The organism is Streptomyces sp. NPDC001493, from assembly GCF_053597235.1.
Genome location: NZ_JBSFHV010000001.1, coordinates 633905 through 651306 on the forward strand (window position 1 = coordinate 633905; position 17402 = coordinate 651306).

At 69.2% G+C, this 17402-nt stretch carries 18 protein-coding genes, 2 pseudogenes and 1 riboswitch; of the genes and pseudogenes, 7 read left to right on the plus strand and 13 right to left on the minus strand.

Annotation, left to right across the window (positions count from 1 at the left end; translation table 11 throughout):
- Positions 1–153: 153 nt before the first annotated feature.
- Together ACWCWD_RS02450 and ACWCWD_RS02455 are read right to left on the minus strand one after the other, a co-directional pair.
- Positions 154–1428 carry a glucarate dehydratase family protein gene (locus tag ACWCWD_RS02450; RefSeq protein ID WP_450769603.1) on the minus strand — a complete coding sequence of 425 codons (1275 nt, stop codon included), beginning with the start codon at positions 1426–1428 and terminating at the stop codon, positions 154–156.
- Entirely contained in the window at positions 1428–2381 is a 954-nt protein-coding gene (locus ACWCWD_RS02455) for a 5-dehydro-4-deoxyglucarate dehydratase (RefSeq protein WP_450769604.1), read from the minus strand. The genes ACWCWD_RS02450 and ACWCWD_RS02455 overlap by 1 nt, the downstream gene beginning before the upstream one ends.
- Before the next feature lie 520 nt (positions 2382–2901).
- Here ACWCWD_RS02455 and ACWCWD_RS02460 point away from each other — a divergent pair.
- The gene (locus ACWCWD_RS02460; protein WP_450769606.1) at positions 2902–3288 is read left to right on the plus strand and encodes a hypothetical protein; all 387 of its coding nucleotides are present in this window, start codon (positions 2902–2904) and stop codon (positions 3286–3288) included.
- 22 nt (positions 3289–3310) lie between these two features.
- On the opposite strand, the pseudogene ACWCWD_RS02465 reads toward ACWCWD_RS02460, so the two are convergent.
- Positions 3311–3463 (minus strand): annotated as a pseudogene (locus ACWCWD_RS02465) (IS110 family transposase); the annotation flags it as partial.
- Positions 3464–3900: 437 nt separating this feature from the next.
- A riboswitch (adenosylcobalamin (AdoCbl) riboswitch) is annotated at positions 3901–4047 on the plus strand.
- Positions 4048–4050: 3 nt separating this feature from the next.
- On the opposite strand from ACWCWD_RS02465, the gene ACWCWD_RS02470 reads away from it, so the two are divergent.
- On the plus strand, positions 4051–4266 hold the full coding sequence (locus tag ACWCWD_RS02470; RefSeq protein WP_450769608.1) for a CbtB domain-containing protein: 216 nt from the start codon (positions 4051–4053) through the stop codon (positions 4264–4266).
- 22 nt (positions 4267–4288) lie between these two features.
- Entirely contained in the window at positions 4289–5062 is a 774-nt protein-coding gene (locus ACWCWD_RS02475; protein WP_450769610.1) for a CbtA family protein, read from the plus strand.
- Positions 5063–5216: 154 nt separating this feature from the next.
- On the opposite strand, the gene ACWCWD_RS02480 is transcribed toward ACWCWD_RS02475, so the two are convergent.
- A complete protein-coding gene (locus ACWCWD_RS02480) occupies positions 5217–5564 on the minus strand; it encodes a tetratricopeptide repeat protein (RefSeq protein WP_450769611.1) in 348 nt (115 codons plus the stop codon).
- Between the two features lie 158 nt (positions 5565–5722).
- On the opposite strand from ACWCWD_RS02480, the gene ACWCWD_RS02485 reads away from it, so the two are divergent.
- A complete protein-coding gene (locus tag ACWCWD_RS02485; protein WP_450769612.1) occupies positions 5723–6688 on the plus strand; it encodes a pirin family protein in 966 nt (321 codons plus the stop codon).
- Between the two features lie 313 nt (positions 6689–7001).
- On the opposite strand, the gene ACWCWD_RS02490 is transcribed toward ACWCWD_RS02485, so the two are convergent.
- The gene (locus ACWCWD_RS02490) at positions 7002–7388 is read right to left on the minus strand and encodes a protein-tyrosine phosphatase family protein (RefSeq protein ID WP_450769614.1); all 387 of its coding nucleotides are present in this window, start codon (positions 7386–7388) and stop codon (positions 7002–7004) included.
- A gap of 333 nt (positions 7389–7721) precedes the next feature.
- Between ACWCWD_RS02490 and ACWCWD_RS02495 the strand changes: the two genes are divergently transcribed.
- A complete protein-coding gene (locus ACWCWD_RS02495) occupies positions 7722–8243 on the plus strand; it encodes an SMI1/KNR4 family protein (RefSeq protein WP_450769616.1) in 522 nt (173 codons plus the stop codon).
- A gap of 58 nt (positions 8244–8301) precedes the next feature.
- Here the strand turns inward: ACWCWD_RS02495 and ACWCWD_RS02500 are convergent, their stop codons facing one another.
- A complete protein-coding gene (locus ACWCWD_RS02500; RefSeq protein WP_450769618.1) occupies positions 8302–8766 on the minus strand; it encodes a hypothetical protein in 465 nt (154 codons plus the stop codon).
- 62 nt (positions 8767–8828) lie between these two features.
- Here ACWCWD_RS02500 and ACWCWD_RS02505 point away from each other — a divergent pair.
- Together ACWCWD_RS02505 and ACWCWD_RS02510 are read left to right on the plus strand one after the other, a co-directional pair.
- Positions 8829–9639, plus strand: a protein-coding gene (locus ACWCWD_RS02505) for an IS5 family transposase (protein WP_450769620.1) whose coding sequence is annotated in 2 segments (ribosomal slippage) — positions 8829–9371 and positions 9373–9639 — 810 coding nt in all. Because the reading frame shifts where the segments join, the coding sequence is not laid out codon by codon here.
- Positions 9640–9862: 223 nt separating this feature from the next.
- Positions 9863–10075 (plus strand): annotated as a pseudogene (locus ACWCWD_RS02510) (NF041680 family putative transposase); the annotation flags it as partial.
- Between the two features lie 185 nt (positions 10076–10260).
- On the opposite strand, the gene ACWCWD_RS02515 reads toward ACWCWD_RS02510, so the two are convergent.
- From ACWCWD_RS02515 to ACWCWD_RS02545, 7 genes are all read right to left on the minus strand, one after another.
- A complete protein-coding gene (locus ACWCWD_RS02515; protein ID WP_450769622.1) occupies positions 10261–10908 on the minus strand; it encodes a contact-dependent growth inhibition system immunity protein in 648 nt (215 codons plus the stop codon).
- A gap of 752 nt (positions 10909–11660) precedes the next feature.
- Positions 11661–11807, minus strand: a complete 147-nt coding sequence (locus ACWCWD_RS02520; RefSeq protein ID WP_450769624.1) for a hypothetical protein — start codon at positions 11805–11807, stop codon at positions 11661–11663.
- Between the two features lie 373 nt (positions 11808–12180).
- Entirely contained in the window at positions 12181–12942 is a 762-nt protein-coding gene (locus ACWCWD_RS02525; RefSeq protein WP_450769681.1) for an isocitrate lyase/PEP mutase family protein, read from the minus strand.
- A 212-nt stretch (positions 12943–13154) separates the two neighbouring features.
- Positions 13155–14444, minus strand: a complete 1290-nt coding sequence (locus tag ACWCWD_RS02530; protein ID WP_450769625.1) for an MFS transporter — start codon at positions 14442–14444, stop codon at positions 13155–13157.
- 116 nt (positions 14445–14560) lie between these two features.
- Entirely contained in the window at positions 14561–15073 is a 513-nt protein-coding gene (locus tag ACWCWD_RS02535) for a hypothetical protein (RefSeq protein ID WP_450769627.1), read from the minus strand.
- On the minus strand, positions 15070–16365 hold the full coding sequence (locus ACWCWD_RS02540; protein WP_450769628.1) for a glutamate synthase-related protein: 1296 nt from the start codon (positions 16363–16365) through the stop codon (positions 15070–15072). Before ACWCWD_RS02540 ends, ACWCWD_RS02535 begins: the two co-directional genes overlap by 4 nt.
- Positions 16362–17366: an asparagine synthetase A gene (locus ACWCWD_RS02545; protein ID WP_450769629.1), complete on the minus strand. Its 1005-nt coding sequence runs from the start codon at positions 17364–17366 to the stop codon at positions 16362–16364. Before ACWCWD_RS02545 ends, ACWCWD_RS02540 begins: the two co-directional genes overlap by 4 nt.
- Positions 17367–17402: the final 36 nt, after the last annotated feature.

The window sequence follows — 17402 nt, forward strand, 5'->3', positions numbered from 1 at the left end:
CTTCTTGTTGCTGGGACGGGCCCGTCACGGACGGCCCCGTCACCAGGACGGGCTCGTCACGGGGACGGGCTCGTCACGGGGGAGGGTGGGGGAGTCGGAGGCTGTCGCCCCCGGGCGTGCGGGCACCGCGCGGGCGCCCGCACGCGCCCTGGGTCACCAGCGCGGCGACTTGCTCTCGTACGACGGGTCCAGCCGGCGCATGTAGCCGGTGTCGTCCCGGTTGCGCAGACCGCAGCGCAGGTACTGCTCGTGCAGCCTGGCCAGGGCGTCCCGGTCCAGCTCCACCCCCAGGCCCGGGGTACGGGGCACGGCGACGGAACCGGCACGGAAGCCGAGGGCTCCGGGGACGATCACGTCCTCCGCCGGGTCCTTCCACGGCCAGTGGGTGTCGCAGGCGTAGGAGAGGTTCTCCGTGGCGGAGGCCAGGTGGGTCATCGCGGCCAGGCTGATGCCCAGATGGGAGTTGGAGTGCATGGACAGTCCCATGCCGAAGGTGTCGCAGATCCCGGCCAGCAGCTTCGAGCGTTCCAGGCCGCCCCAGTAGTGGTGGTCGGAGAGGACCACCTGCACCGCGTCCTGACGCACCGAGGAGTGCAGTTCGTCGAAGGCGACCACGCACATGTTGGTGGCCAGCGGCATCGAGGCCTCGCGGGCGACCCTGGCCATGCCCTCCTGTCCCGGAGTGGGGTCTTCCAGGTACTCCAGCACCCCTTCCAGGTCGCGCGCCACCTTCAGCGAAGTCTCCACGGTCCAGGCCGCGTTGGGGTCCAGCCGCAGCGGGGTGGTGGGGAACGCCTCGCGCAGCGCCAGGACTGCCTCGACCTCCTGCTCCGGCGGCATGACCCCGCCCTTGAGCTTGATGGCGGTGAACCCGTACTCGTCCACCATGCGCCGGGCCTGAGCCACGATCCCCTCGGGGTCCAGGGCAGCGCCCCAGCCGTCGGGCTCGTGACCCGGGTGCGCGTCCCACTTGTAGAACAGGTAGGCGCTGAAGGGAACTTGCTCGCGTACCGCACCGCCGAGCAGATCGCTCACCGGGCGGCCGACGGCCCGGCCCCGGATGTCCAGGCAGGCCACCTCGAAGGGGGAGAAGACCCGGTCCACCGTGCTGCTGGTGGTGATCATGCCCGTCAGGCCGTGGCCGTCGCTGCCGGAGTCGCTGCCGATCACCTCGGCGATCCTCCGGCGCATCGGACCGGTGGCGTGGACGTCCATGCCGGTGATCGCGTCGGCCGCCGTACGCAGCCGGCGCAGATGCCCCTCGTCGGCGTAGGTCTCGCCGAGCCCGGACACGCCCTGGTCGGTGTGGACCTCGACGACGGCGCGGAGCGCGTACGGCTCGTGGACGCCGACCGCGTTGAGGAGGGCCGGGTCCTTGAACGCCACGGGGGTGATCTCGATGCGGGTGATCCGCAGGCTGTCGCTCATCACAGCACCTCCCCGGCAACGTCACCGGCGCCGCTGACTGCCCCGGCCGTCACCAGGGCGCGGCCCCGCGCGACGATCCGTTCCAGCTCCGCGAGGTGCTCGGGCGTGGGATCGGTCAGCGGCGGGCGTACGCCGCCGGCGTCGAGGCCCCCTTGCCGGACCGCGGCCTTGACCAGGGCGACCGAGTAACCGGGAACCTTCTCGCGCAGTTCGATCAGAGGATGGAAGAAGCCGCCCAGGAGCTGCTGGACGGTGGTGTCGTCCCCGGAGGTGACGGCCCGGTGGAAGGCGAGGGCGATCTCCGGGGCGAAGCAGAACACCGCGGACGAGTACAGCTCGACCCCGATGCCGCGATAGGCGAGCACGGTGCCCTCCGCGGTGGGCATCCCGTTGAAGAACTGGAATTCCGCGCCACCGCACTCGGCGTCCGCGCGGACGGCGGTCACGATCCGGGACAGCAGGGAGAGATCACCCGTGCCGTCCTTGAGGCCCACGACCTGGGGCATCCGGGCCACTTCGAGAGCCGAGGGAACGTCGAAGCGCGCGGTGCCCCGCTGGTAGACGATCACCGGCAGCGAGCCGGCCGCGACCACCTGGCGCACGTAGGCGACCAGCCCGGCCGGCTCTCCCGCCACCAGGTACGGAGGCATCAGCAGCAGCCCGTCGGCACCGGCCTCCTCCGCGGCCCGCGCGTACTGCCGGGCCAGCGGCAGCGAACCGCCCGCACCGGCGAAGACCGGCACCTGACCGCCCGTCGCCTCCACCGCCGTCCGCACCGCCGAGGCGAACTCCTCCACACCGAGCGCGTGGAACTCCCCGGTGCCGCAGGCGACGAACACCCCACCCGCCCCGGCGCGGACTCCGCTCCGTACGTGTTCCGCCAGCTTCGCGGTATCCACCGAATCGTCCGGAGCGAACGGAGTCACGGGAAAGAACAGAACGCCCTCTAGCATGGAGCACCTTTCCGAGTTCATGTATATGAACGTTGGTCAATATGGCGAATCGCTGCACGGAAAGTAGGCGCCGCCGCGCGCCGAGGTCAAGGGTCGTGCGTAGGTCGGTTTCAGACAGGCAGGTGCGAAGCGATCTGCGCGTGACGGCTGCGGGTACGACTTCCGGCCAAGCTTTCGAGAGTGTCGAGATGTTGACCGTGAGCGGGGGGAGTGCAGATGTGCATGCAGCTTGAGCTGGTGTGATGCCGCAGGTTGCCCGTGGTGGGCCGCCGGGGAGGGGTGGGATGAGGGCGCGGGGGATCGTCGTGCCGGCCGCCGTGCGGGCGCAAATCCTCTGGGCGATTTTCAGCCATGACGGGGGCGAGGGTGAGGGACGCCCGGCCTCGGGTGAGCGTGCGGAATTGCTGCGATCGTTCCGCCGGGTGCACAACTGTGCGTGACCATGCACGATTGGGCGCGGCGGGGAGCGTGGCAGGGGGCCCTATGTGGTTCGTCAAGGTGGCGGGTTAGCTTGCCGGTGGTGTCGGCTGGAGAGGGGGATGCGGTGGGAGTGTCAGGCGGAGAGTCGAAGGCGCGCGCTGTTGAAGAGTGGCGGGACGTCTATGACCTGCTGGATGCCGTTCGGCAGCGGCCGAACGCATGGGTGCGTAACGGCTCGTTGCGGGAACTGGCGGTGATGATGTTCGGCTACCACCTCGCTCTTCAGGTCCACGATGCCGATGAGGAGTTCCCGTTTCATCGCGGAAGCGGAGGATTTGCCGCTTGGCTCAGCAGGACCCGTGGATGGTCGATGGCGACTGGATGGGACGCCGCGATCGTGGAGAACCTTCCTTGTGAATCTCCGCTCGACGCCTTCTTCCGGCTCGTGGACGAGTACCGAGACGTCGCAGATCGGCCCGTCTCCTGAGCGCTCGCAGCGTGGTGTTCGGTCAAACAGACCGGGCGGGTTGGGGTTCGTGGAAGGTGCCGTCGCAGAGCATCGCGAAGAGGACGTCGGCTCGTCGTCCCGCGAGGCAGAGGAGGGCTTGGGCGTGGTGCTTGCCCTGGGCGATGTTCTTGTCGAAGTTGGCCCGGGAGGGCGGGCCGCGACCCGGGTGGCCTCACCGGTCAGGTCGTCCTCGCCTCGCCCACGGCACCGATCGCCACATCCACATCGCGAAGAGCCTCCCGACCTGCGGCCGGTCGAGCGGGTGCGGCCGCGGACGGTGGAGCCCGGGTGCTCGGGCCGGCCGTGACCGGGCTGTCCACCCTTCCGCCCGGGCCGGACGGGTGGCGGGGCCGGAACCGCGGCGCGCGACTGGAGATGCCGGCGGCGGGGGAGCCGAGCGGGCCGACGGCGTCGCCGGTGAACCGGCCTCACGCGGTGCGTGGTTCGGTGCGTGGTTCGGTGCCGGTGAGGCGAATGTCACCCGCAAGGTCGTCGCGGAAGGATCTTTTTTCTCAACAGCCGCTCTGAGCAATGGTGTTGAGGAGAGGATGGCGCGACGCCCCATGGCGGCGCCCGAACGCAGGCGCTATGGTCTGACCAGCATGACGACGGCGTAACGGAAGTCCGGTGAGAATCCGGCACGGTCGCGCCACTGTGAACCCGTACCTGCGGGAAGTCAGACCCAACACCGTCGTCTCAGGCACCACGATCGGGACGCGTGTTCCCTCAGGAGGTTCTGCCATGGCACACATTGCCGCACCCTCGACCGGCGTACCCGCCGTCACCCCCATATCGCTGAAGGCGATCGCCCCGTGGGCGGTCTTCTTCGGCATCCTCATGCTCGTCCTGCTGTACTTCGTCGGCGCGGAGCAGGGCGCCACCTCGGTCTTCTCCGGCGAGGCCGTTCACGAGTGGGTCCACGACGGCCGTCACCTTCTCGGCTTCCCCTGCCACTAGACCTCAGGGGAACCGAACTCTCATGAACTCCATATCCGTTCGAGCACTCCTGGTCCGCGGCATGCTCGCGGGCCTGCTCGCGGGCGTCGCGGCACTCCTCGTCGCCTACTTCCTCGGTGAGTCCCGGGTGGACGCGTCCATCGCCCTGGAAGAGGCCCACAACCACGACCACCACGGCGGCGAGGAACTGGTCAGCCGGACGATGCAGGCCACCGGCGGTCTCGCCACCGGCGTCCTCGTCTTCGGCGTCGCCGTCGGCGGCATCGCGGCACTCGTCTTCTGCTACACCCTCGGCCGCATCGGGAACTTCGGCCCCCGGGCCACCGCGGCCCTGGTCGCGGGGGCGGCGCTGCTGACCGTCTACCTCGTACCGTTCCTGAAGTACCCCGCCAACCCGCCGGCCGTCGGCAACCCGGACACCATCGGCCAACGTACGGGGCTGTTCTTCCTCATGGTGGCGCTCAGCGTCCTGCTCGCCGTCGCCGCCGTCATCGCCGGAAGGCGGCTCGCGCCGCGCCTCGGCAACTGGAACGCGACCGTCGCCGCGTCCGCCGGATACGTCCTGCTGATCGGACTCGCGTACGTGTTCCTGCCGTCGTTCGACGAGGTGGGCGCGGACTTCCCGGCGACCCTGCTCTGGGAATTCCGGCTCTCCACCCTCGCGGTCCAGGCCACCCTCTGGGTGAGCTTCGGGCTGATCTTCGGTGCCCTCACCGAGCGCCTGCTGCTTCCCTCGCGGGGGCGGGGCGAGACCTTCCGGGACAGCGCGCACCGGACAGCCGGGGCGGTGGGCTGACCACCCCGCGGCTGTCCCGTACCACGCGTGGGCGTCCCACGCGTGTGCGGCCGGAGAGACTCTCCGGCCGCACACGCCGGCGTCGTACCACCGGGGGTGCCCCGGTCCTCGGCGAGGACCGGGGCGCCGCGACGGCCGCCGCCACCGGGGAAGGTCAGTCGGTGCTGAAGTCGCCGTTCAGGGCGGCGGCCACCCGCAGGTGCGGCGCGGCCTCCTCGTGCCGGCCCTGGCGCTCCAGCGTGCGTCCCAGCAGCAGGCGCGCGTAGTCCTCGACCGGGTCACGCTCCAGGACGATCCGCAGCTCCGCCTCGGCCTTCCCGAGCCGCGCCGAGTGGTAGTAGGCACGGGCGAGCAACAGGCGCGGGGCCACCTGCTCCGGGACCTCGTCGACGAGCCCGCCCAGAATGCGCGCCGCGGTGAGGTACTCCTTCGCGTCGAAGAACAACTGCGCGCGGTTCCAGCGGTCGGCGGCCGTGCCGAACTCGTAGTAGTTCTCGTCCATGTGGTTCCTCCTCTGCCGCCGGCGGGGCGGCCGTTCCGGCCTCCCGCCCGTGTGCTCGCGACAACATACCCCGGTGGTTGAATATTCCACTAAATCGGCGAGGTGACGATCGCGCCACTTACCCTCCGGCCCGGCCGGAGCGCAATAGGTTGACCACCATGAGCAACCTCGATCGCCAGGCCACGCTGTCCGTCTGCGGAGGGCGGGGCTTCGTCGTCGCCGAACCGGTACGTGAACTCCTCACCCCGCGCCACGTACGGCTCGGCGAGTCCACCGAAGTCCGCAGGCTGCTGCCCAACCTCGGCCGTCGCATGATCGGCGCCTGGGCCTTTGTCGACCACTACGGCCCCGACGACATCGCGGACGAGCCCGGCATGCAGGTGCCGCCCCACCCGCACATGGGACTGCAGACAGTGAGCTGGCTGCACGAGGGAGAGGTGCTCCACCGCGACAGCCTCGGAAGCCTGCGTACCGTACGCCCCAGGGAGCTGGGTCTGATGACGTCGGGCCGGGCCATCAGCCACTCCGAGGAGAGCCCGAAGAGTCACGCCAAGTTTCTGCACGGCGCCCAGCTGTGGGTGGCCCTTCCGGAGGCCCACCGCCACGTCGAACCCCACTTCCAGCACCACGCCGGCCTCCCCACGGTGACGGCCCCCGGCCTCACTGTCACGGTGATCCTCGGCGAGATCGACGGAGCAGTCTCGCCGGGCACCGCCTACACCCCGATCGTCGGCGCCGACCTCGCCCTCGCGGCGGGCACCGAGACCCGCCTGCCGCTCGACCCGGACTTCGAGTACGCCGTCCTGTCGATGTCGGGCGAGGCCCATGTCGACGGCGTGCCCGTACTCCCCGGATCGATGCTCTACCTCGGCTGCGGCCGCGACGAACTCCCCCTGCGTGCCGAGTCCGACGCCGGGCTCATGCTCCTCGGGGGTGAACCGTTCGCGGAGGAGATCGTCATGTGGTGGAACTTCATCGGGCGATCCGGTGACGAGATCGCGCAGGCTCGGCAGGACTGGATGGAAGGGCGGGGATTCGGTGAGGTGACGGGATACGACGGCGAGCGTCTGCCCGCTCCGGTCCTCCCGGCCACCCCCCTGAAACCGCGAGGGAGGGTGCGCTGACCTGCGGCGACGGGGCCAGACGCGTCGTCATTGTGGTGAAGTCTCAGTAGTTGCCCGACCGCTTCCTGCGGATGCCACTTCTGGGGCGACGGGGTAGATGGAGGTGTTGGCCCCGCCTGTGGCCGTTCCCGAGTTTGGAGTCCGCGGGAAGGGTTGGCGACCCCATGTTGACCTTGCTGGCGGATGATCAGATTCTCTTTCGAGCTGCTGATTGGCATGTAATGGTTCGTAGTTGAGGGGAAGCATCGCGTGCCGGTTCAGGACCGGTGAGCTCGTTCTTTTGGTCTTGGGGCGATCTTCAACCTCCATATGGTCAGGTAGTGGTGTCCAGGCCGACCAGGAGAGAGGCGACATCGAGGCCTGTGGTGAGGTACTTCTCGAACATCTGATTGTTCAGGGCCCAGGGCGACCGCCTCTCCCGGATGAGCTGGATCGCCGTCATTGCGGACTGGCCCAGCTCGATGAGGGTTTGCGCCACCACCAGGCCGGAGCGGTTGTAGCCGGCGTTGCAGCGGACCAGAACCGTACGTCCGCGCCGCACAGTGTGGGTCGCGGCAGTGGCCAGTTGCTGGACGGCTTCGATCTGCTCGGCGGTGAGCGGGCCATCGGGGATCTCAGTGATCAGATGGCCAACGCCAGGCTCAGGGCCGTGGCCGGGTCGGGTGAACAGGCTGATGACCAGGTCAAACTCAGTACCCACGACCGCAGCGTGGCTCTGCCCAAGAGAGTCGGTCCACTGATGGCCGCCCATCCACAGTCTCGGCGCGACCTCGCTCCAGGGAGTCGACGGCTCAGGTGTGCCCCCGCGTTTCTGACGCATCCTCATTCGAGATCCTCCTCCGCGACCCTGCAGATATGGAAGCACGAAAGACCGCTATGAGAGGAGACTCCATGTTCAAAGAGACACGGCATCACGAGCTTCGAGGGTCCGAGCAGCGCTCGGAAGTGTGTCCCGCGGCCACGGCCGGCTACTGGCAGTCCAGACGAACCTGGTCGGTGTCCACCCCGAACGGGCGCCTACGGAGGAGTGGGCATGACGGGGAATGACGCGTTCGGGGAGGCATGGACGCGGCTTACGGAGTGGCTGGCCGTGATGGCCCCAGGGAGTCTGGCCGCAGTACGGCCAGCTGTTGCCAGAGAGGATCTCCCACAGGAACTGAGCGAGTTGTACGCACATTGTGACGGCACGCTCCCCACCGAGGCAGGCCGGTTCTTGGTATCCGGGTGCGGTCTCCTCGGCGTAGATGAGGCGCTGGCGCTGCGTGCGCGCTTGGTGTCCCTGGTGGACGGACCGGATGTGGAGGCCGACTGGTGGCGTCTGGACTGGATCCCGTGGGCGGCGAACCACGACGGTGCGAGCTGCCTCTTCGTTGACACCGGGCCAGGCCCGGGCCGGGGCAGCGTCGGCTACTTTTTCAAGGAGACAGGCGGGGAGGCGCAGCTATGGCCCTCGCTCACCGCGTTCCTTGTGGCCTTGGCCGACGCCGTGGAGGAGGGCACGCCGTTCTTCGGCGAGACGCCGGTCGTGCACGGCGACGCACTCGGCTGGGGTTGAGGGTGGGGTCGGCCCCCGGAGAGTGTCTCCGGGGACCGACCCGCTCACTGCGGCCCTGCTATGGCGTCATGGTGCATCGCACCAGCGGCGCCTTGGCGGTGCATCCGTCGAATCCGGGGATGTCGACCCAGTAGGAGTCGGAGTCGAGCAGGCGGAAGTACGAGGCGAAGCCGGCGAAGCGGTTCATGGAACCGCCGTTCTGCCACTGTGACATCGAGGAGCGGCCGCAGACCTCCTTGAAGGTGGGAAGCGGATACCGGTCATCGTCGTACAACTTCCACGTTCCCTGCTGCACCCGGGTGGCGTACGTCTGCACGCAGGCGTCGCCCGACCCGACCGGGTTACGGCCGTTCATCGCACTGGGCATTCCGGCGGACTGGTAGGTCGAGGCGAACGCATACTCGTCGCGGGACTTGACGTCGTCGCCACCCGATCCGACCAGTTCCGGCAGGAGTGTCGTGTCGTCGTGGTACTGGTACGAGCTGGGACAGATAACGTCCCGGTTCTTTTGAGCTCGTAACACGATCTTGCTGAATCGTCCTGGTAGGCCGTTACCGGTGTGATGATTCGGCCGTTCGTGAGGGTGTGGGTACCCGACCGTGGATCGTGGACGATGAGTTGTGGGCTCTGGTCGAGCCGTTGCTGCCGCCGTGGCCGGAGCGGTCGCCGGGGCCGCGTCCGGTGTCGGACCGGCTCTGCCTCCAGGGCATCCTGTTCGTCCTCTACAACGACATAGCCTGGCAACTCCTGCCCCTGGAGCTCGGGTTCGGCTCGGGGCAGACCTGCTGGCGTCGGCTGGACCGGTGGCAGAGGGCAGGGGTCTTCGAACAGTTGCATCGGGTCTTGCTCGCGGAGCTGAACGCGGTCGGCGAACTCGACTGGTCACGTGCGTGTGTGGACGGTTCTCACATCCGCGCGAAAAAAGGGGGCGCCGGCACCGGTCCGTCGCCGGTCGACCGGCGGAAGACGGGCGGCAAGCACCACCTGATCTGCGACGGACGCGGTACACCGCTCAAGGTCATCACGACCGCGGCCAACGTCAACGACGTCACCCAGACCCTGGCCCTGGTCGACGGGATCCCGCCCGTCGCGGGCCGACCCGGCCGGCCCCGCCGACGACCAGAGGCTTCTGCTCGGGGACAAAGGCTACGACTCCAACGCCCACCGCGACGAGCTCCGTCGCCGACGAATCCTGCCCGTCATCTCCCGCAAGGGATCACCGAACATCAAGGGCATCGGCAAGCTGCGATACGTCGTCGAGCAGACTTTCGCTCTCCTCCACCACTTCAAACGACTCGCCGTCCGCTGGGAACGCCGCACCGAACTCCACGACGCCTTCGTCTCCCTCGCCTGCAGCCTCATCTGCTACCGACGCCTCAAGAAGACCCGACCATGATCGTGTTACGAGCTCTTACGTGAGGATTCTCCGGACAGCTGACCGGCCTCCGCAGAACGAAGGCCGTAGGGATGAGCCTGCCGCACCTTGACGGGCCAGGGGAAGCGTTCGCCTAAGCGTCACGCTTCCGGAGCGACGTTCTACGCGTGCCTGGACGCGCACCGCGACGAACTGTTCGAGCTCACGGACGCCCTGCTCCGTGCCGAAGGGCGGGTTATGACACCAGCCCGCTCGGCTCACCCCAGCCCGCGTGCGGCGGGGTTTCGGGAACCTCCGTGCTCACTTGCCATGCCCAGCCCGTGCACCGAAACCCAACCGGCCCGGCCCTGGCAGGCCCCTTGGCTCCAAGAACCAGCGTCCCGCGACCCGCTACGACGTGGGCAAGGCCGTCAGGCGACCCGAGACCGTCATCGATCGCGACCGGGCCAGACAATAAAGGGCAAGGTGAGATCCAGTTCGCGAAGTGCTCGACCCTCGGTGTCTCGCCGGTGTCGCTGCGACGACTGGCCCGCGGTGAAGGAGGCCCACACCGCCCATCTCATTGAGCGCAGGACTGCGTGCGGGGTGGACGGCGGCCGCCTCGGGCCGGTGCGATCTGGAGAAGTAACGCTGGAGTGTTCGCTATTGGTTGATGACAATTTCCCGGACATCAGCCAACCACTGGCGCAGTCGAACCCCCGAAGGCGGAGAGACTGCAAGTCCCAGTTCGCTCGTCCATTTTTTGAGCGATCGATCCGATTCATTGAGGTTGAGGAACTCGCGGATTTCCTCTGTCACTTTTTGAAGGTCGCTCGCGGGGGTGTCCGAGATGTATTCGTCAAGAGCTTCTCTGTGTGAGGAGTACTCCATCGAGAAATCCTGATGGAAGTATGCTCCCAGCATCTGTGACAGTTCGGGGAAGCGTTCTGCCCACTCCCACGCGGTTTGAAGCGGGGTCTGAGCGGATGTTGTGGGATCCACCAGGCTCCTTCGGAGGTGGCCGTCGATGACGGCGAGGCATCCTTCCACCGTCCCTCCGGCAGGTGGGTTGATCCTGGGAAGGAGGTCGACGTCTTCCGTGATTTGTTCGTTGAACAGGCCGACCGTGAGGAGTTCTTCGATCTCGGCTACCACCTCGGATACACGCCCCGGGTCTGACGCCGTTTGCCTGAGGTAGGCGGACAGTGCGTCCCCTGGGCGGCTATCGGTGTCGTCAAAGCCGAAACCTGTCGATTCGTAGGAGGACAGGAGATGTCGAAGTTCTCGGAATCGATCGGTCGACGTTGCCACTTGTTTGTGCCTTTGCTCTTGGTCTAGGGAATGGCGTAGGACGTGAGGACTCCATAGCCACTAAGGGCTGTCCCGCAATCCCTGGTGGGTGCGCGACGACAGCTACGGCACCTCGCCGCGTTGTCGGAACCTCCGCATACATCCAGTATGCGGACGCTCCTCCGCCTTGCGATGCACCGCATCTGACGCCGCGCACTGATCCACCACGGATTACGGGACAGCCCTTAGCTGCGGACGGGGCACGCTTCAGGACTCCTTGCACCCCGGTGACCACTGTGCTGCGGTTCCTGCTCGAAGTTTTCCCGGCTCAGACTCATTCCAGTGGACTTGTTGAAGTGGGCCGGGAAAACGAGTTCTTCTGCGCGTCCGCCACGGCGTCGGCATACTGGTCGATCTCCTTCGCCAGGGAAGGCGGGCCATCGCCGAGATCCTGGAGCCATCCCTTCGTCTCCCCGTGGTAGCGAGCCCAGAAGGGATCAGCGAAGGCGGAGGTCGCCTCGCCCCCTGTTGTGCGTGGTCAAAGCCCGTGCGGCCCGGTTGACGGCTGCCGTGATGTCTTCCATGCCATCGGCGAGCGTGCGCCAAGCTTTCGCGATGGGCCTCAGCTCACCCACGTCGGCGGCGGGCCACTCGAACCCGGTGACGTCGGTGACGATCTTCCGGGCCTTCTACCCGACGCTCACTGCCGCGGCCCCTGAGCATCAGCCGCTGCGCCCGGCGGTGCGGGTTTACCGAAGATGGCCTCGATCAACTCATCGTTCTCGATGTAACCGTGCCATGTCCGTCATCGCCAGGTGGATGCTCGCCAGACCATCCTTGATGATGCTGGCCGACTTCTCCATCTGGGCGGCGATCGGCCCGTACTGCTCGTGAAAGCTCCTGCCCGGATCGTCGCCCACCCAGGCAGCCCCCGCGGTCGCCGGCGAAGCGGCAAGCGTCTTGAGAGCCGTGCCGAGCGCTACCCTCGGTTCGTGGGAACTGGCGCTGCCGCCTTGAGATCAGCCGTGCTGATGTCAAGGACCTTCTCCTCATTGCGTACTTGATTTTCCCCCGTGCCACTGCGACCGTACGACCCCAATGCCGCCGGCGTGTTCCCGACTGTGGGCATGTCCAAGACCGGGTAAACAGGTAAGGGCCCCGCCAGTTTCGCAACGCGGTCCGCGCGCCACCCGGCCTCGCCCCGACCTTCGATGCGACCCGCTGGGGATGGACAGGCGCGGCCGTGCGGCGGGGCATCCACTTTTCCGGTGGCCCTGCCGCACGGCCTACCTGTCAGGGAGCCCAGGGCCGGAGCGTGCTCTTCATGGCGTCTGTCAGGGCGAGTTGGAGCAGAGGGCCGTAGGTGATCCGGCCCACACCGAGGCGCCGGAAGCGCTCGAGGTTGTGCTTGACGGGATGAGCGGTGGAGTTCACCGGGATGGCTACGGCACCGGTCACGGCGATGAGCAGATCGTCGTCGTCCTGAATACGCACCGGGTAGACGCTGTCAGCGCCGGCCTGCTCCATGGCCCGCAGGCGCTCGACCGCCTCATCGAGGACATCGGCGGGTTTCTCTGCGTGGAGAAAGAGGTCGGTACGGCCGTTGACCCAGACCGGGATCCCCGCGTCGTCGGCCGCGGCGCGCAGCCCGGCGATGTAGCGAGCATGCTCCTGCGTGCCGCGCACGCGCCCGCCGTCGGAATGAACGGTGTCCTCAAGGTTGAGACCGACGCCGCCGGCCTCGGTCAGTCCGGCGATGAGGTCCGCGGGCTCTTGCCCGTACCCGGCCTCCAGATCCATGGACACGGGGATGTCGACCGCTGCGACGATTGGTCTGACGGCGGCGAGTACCTCCTCGAAGGTCTGTCCTTCGTGATCGTCGGCTCCCCGGGAGGCGGCGAGCGGATGACTGCCGATGGTCAGCGCGGCGAACCCGGCGTCGGCCGCCGTCCGCGCGGACCAGACGTCCCACACGGTCGGCAGCACGAGCGGCTTGTACTCGGCGTGCAGCTGCTTGAGACGTTGAGCCCGCTCAACAGTGGTACGAAAGTCCATGACCGGCACGCTACTCCCGGAACTCACTGCCCGGTGCTCCGGCGCGATGCCGGATGCACGGCGGAACCGCTCCGGTGGAGGCCACCCGTCCCGTCCCTCGCCGCCGCCGCCTCGATCGCCTCCGGCGAGATGCTGTCGTCGACCTTACGGCGGCAGGGGAAGGCGGTCGAGTGCGGGCGGCGGGACGGGATTCCAGCAGGTGCGTGTCCGTCTCACACGGCTGTGGCGGTGGGCTCGGCGGCGACGGAGACCTCCGCCGTGCCGGGGGCTTTCCGTGTCACGGGGGAGCGCAGGGCGAGGGTGGCGGCCACCGGCGAGAACAGGGCGACGGCCGCGCAGAGCAACCAGGTCCCGGTCACGCCCAGCGGCGTGGACAGCGCGCTGAAGAAGGCGAGCGAGAGGGGCGCGGCCCCGATGCTGGAGAGGGAGAAGGTGGACATCGCGGCACCCAGCCGGCCTTCGGGGACCGCCTGTTGGTAGGCGGTGACCAGAGCCGGGCCGTTCAATCCGGAGAAGAGGCCGGCGGCGCACGCCGTGACGGCCAGCAGGGCCGGTGAGGAGACCAGCGCCATGGAGCCCAGGCCCATGGCGAGCCCGGTGCCGGTGACCATGAGCTTGACCGGGACCGGGATGCGGTGGGCAAGTGCGGCGCCCACCGCCGCCGATGCCAGGGCGCCGGCGCTGAAGGCGGTCAGGGCCGCCGCGACGGTGCCGACGCCCCATCCCTCGCCGGAGACACGCAGCGGCAGGGCGACTTCGGCCGGCCACAGGAAGGAGAAGTCCATGCAGAAGCAGGCGATGAACATCCAGCGCAGCCTGGGGTGAGAGCCCAGCAGCAGAAGACCGTCGCCGGAACGGCGCAGCAGCGAGTGGCTCGCGTCGGAGCGACGCTCGGGGCGGGTCATGCCGCGGGTGACGTGGAAGGCGCAGAACAGCCACACGGCGCATCCGCCGGCCGAGACGAGCATGACGTGGGACAGGCTGCCCGCCACCACCAGCCAGGCCCCGAGCGGTGATCCTGCGATCGGAGCCAGCCGCATCACCATGGAGAACAGGGAGTTGGCGCGGCCCAGGTGCTCCTGAGGAGCCAGACCGGTCAGCAGGACGCCGGAGGCGGGGCCGGTCAGGCCGAGCAGGGACCCCTCCACCACGGCGACGGCGATCAGCGGCCAGAGGCTGTCGGCGCTCGCGGCGACCAGGGCGCCGACGGCGAGGACGACGAGCCGGGTGGCGGTGGCCCGCAGCAGTACGGTGCGCGGGCCGAGGCTGTCGGCGAGAGCGCCGCCGAACAGCAGCATCAGGGCGCGCGGCAGCGTGGAAGCGAGGATCACGACGGTGACGGCGCCCCGCCCGCCTATCTGGACCGCGGTCCAGCTCATGGCGATGATCAGGGCGAAGCTCCCGCACTGGACGGCGGCCTGGCCGGTGACGAAGCTGCCGATGCGCCGCCAGTCGGGTGCGGGGGCCGCGTCGGACGACGGGGCGGAGGAATTGGTTGTCATGAGGTCGGCTTTCTGAGGGAGGGCGCGTAGCACGGCGGCCGGGGTGGAGGGGGCGAACGGTTCGGGCGGGGTGGAGGGTTGAGCGGGCACAAGGTGGCGCGGACGGGGTGGACGATTCAGGCAGGGCATCGGGGGGCGCGCACGGTGACGCCGGTGTCGTCGCCGCGGAGGGCGGCCGTGACGGCCAGGGCCGCCGCGCGGCCCACGGCGTGGTGCAGGGAGCGGGGGCCGCGCGCACCGCGTGGACCGCGGAGGCCACCCGGGGTGCGCAGCTCCAGATGGCCGCCGAGGTAGCCCCGGCCCTCCTCGACGAGGGCGCGCTCGGCGGCGCGGCGCGCCGCGTCGAACAGCGTGTCCCGGCCGTCTCCGGACCGGCCGTCTCCGGACCGGCCGTCTCCGGACCGGCTGTCTCCGGACCGGCTGTCTCCGGACCGGCCGTCTCCGGACCGGCTGTCTCCGGACCAGCCGTCTCCGTCCCCACCTCCGTCCCGGCGGTCTCCGTCCCGGCCGTCACCCTCCCCGCCCCCCGCACCGTCGCCGGTGGAGGTCACGGTGACGCCGGGCGACTCCCGTACCTGGAACCGGGCTCGGACGGTGCGGCCGCGCGGGCGGTGCGCCCGGGCGATCACGTCGCCGCTCCGGCGGGCGCCTGCCCCGTGACGAGGGGCACCCGTCCGTCGAAGGAGCCGTCGGGCCACCACAGGTCCTCGTGGGCGAGCGTGGTGACGGTGTATTTGCCGAGGGCGCTGATCAGTAGACGCAGTTCGAGGGCGATGCTCTCGACGAGGCGCTCCAGGCCGTGTCCGGGGTCCTCGTCGACGGCGATCAGGGCGGCGCGGCCCAGGCCGACGGCCCGGGCGCCGAGGGCGAGGGCACGCAGGGCGCGTCCGCCCTCCCACATGCCGCCGCTCGCGAGCAGGCAGCCGGCTGGGCGGCCGATTCGGCGCAGGCACTCGGAGAGCGGCAGCCCGACCTGCTCGAGGAAGACCCGAGGGGCCCAGCCGGTGCCGCCCTCGGCGCCGTCGACCGTGACGGCGTCGGCTCCGGCGGCCCAGGCGACACGGGCGGCGTCCGCGACGTCCCGTCCCGGGTGGAACTTCACCCAGGTGCGGGCCCTGGGGAAGTTGTTCCGCATGAAGCGCAGTTGCTGGCGCAGGATCTCGTCGGTGAAGGTACCGGGCGTGGCGCACCGCAGACGGCGGTCGTCGTCCTCGCCGAACGGCCCGGTGACGGTGAACCGGCCCGCCAGTTGCTCCGCCTCCGCGCCCGAGACGACGGTCATGCCGCCGAGACCGGGCTTGGCGCCCTGGCCGGTCTTCAACTCGAAGGCGAGGCGCCCGGATTCGAGCAGCGGGCGGGTGGCGGGGTCACTGTAGAGGAGGTTCCAGACCTCGGAGTCTGCGTCCTCGGTGGACTGCTGCACGACGATCCCGCCGACACCGTCGGGCGCGGCGTCCAGGTAGGCCTCGATACGGTCGAGCAGTGCGGAGCGGGTGACCTCCCCGCCACGCCGGTAGCCGTGGACGGGCACCATGTTCTCCCCGATGACCATCGGAATGCCGAGCCGGCCCGCCTGGCGCGAGGCGTGGAGAGCGAGGTCGCCGCTGCCCGCGCGGGTGGATCCGAACGCGGACAGGTACAGCGGCAGCGAGGCGTCGAAACCGCCGGTCCGGGTGGTCAGGTCGACGTCGCCGTACTCCGGCTCGCGGGCCAGGTCGATGAGCTTTTCGAGCCGTTCGGGCATGAAGACGGGTGGGGCGACGCGAGCCCGGTCGAGTGCGTCGCCGGCCGCGGCCCCGGCAGTGGGGCCGAAGAGCTCGGCGCCGTAGGAGTCGGGGTCCGGGAAGACCTCCGCGGTGCCGCGCCGGGCGCGGGCGCGGATCCGACTTTCCGGGAAGCCGGGTGCGGTGAGGGCGCTCACGGGGCCACCACCCCGGGGAGCTTCGGGTAGGCGCTGACCTGCCACAGGGAGTCGAGGCCGGTGAGGAAGCGGACCAGGCGCTGCAGGCCCATGCCGAATCCGGCGCTGGCCGGGATGCCCTCGCGCGCTTCCTTGAGGTACCAGGCGTACTTGGCGGGGTTCTCCCCGCTCTCACGCATACGGGTGACGATGGTCGCGTAGTCCGACTCGCGCTCGCTCCCGGAGACCAGCTCGCCGTAGCCGTGCGGGGCTATGAAGTCGAAGTTGCGCAGGACTCCGGGACGGTCGGGGTCCTCACGGTCGTAGAAGCCCCGGGAGCCCTTGGGGTAGTCGTTGATGAAGAAGGGACGGTCGCTCTCCAGGGAGAGGAGCCGTTCGCCGGTCCAGTCGATCTCGCTGTCCGGGCTCTGCGGGTGACCGGCTCCGAGCAGGCGGGCGACGGCTTCCTGATGGGTGCACACGTCGTACTTGCCGCTGCGGATGTCGGCGAAGTCGGCTTCCTGGCGCCCGAGTCCGGTGAGGACGTCGGGGACGGCCGTCCACACGTGCTCGACGACGTGGGTGAGCAGCCCGGCGGCGACCTCCTGGGCGTCCTCGCGACGGGCGCCGGCGATCTCGATGTCGATCTGGTGGAACTCCACCAGATGCCGTCCGGTGGTGGCCGTCTCCTCCGGCTCCACACGCACGTTGGGGGCGATGTAGAAGAGCTTCGGGAAGCCCCGCAGGGACGCCTGCTTGTAGAGGATGGCGCTGGTCATCAGCTTGTACGGACGACCGTAGTAGTCGACGTCCAGGGCCTTCGCCCCCCGGCCGCCCGGGTCGGTGACGGGGCCCACGAGCGGGGGCAGCAGCTCGATGAAGCCCGACTGCCGCAGATGATCGCGGGTCGCCTGCAGAACCTCCTGCTGCACGAGCATGGCGGCGCGCAGTTGCGGGGAGCGCAGGTGTTCGCCGAGCGGAGGCGGCAGGGCGGGGCCGGTCGGCTGCGGGGCGTGGTCCATGGCAGGGCTCCTGTTCGTGGGACGTGGCGCGAGAGC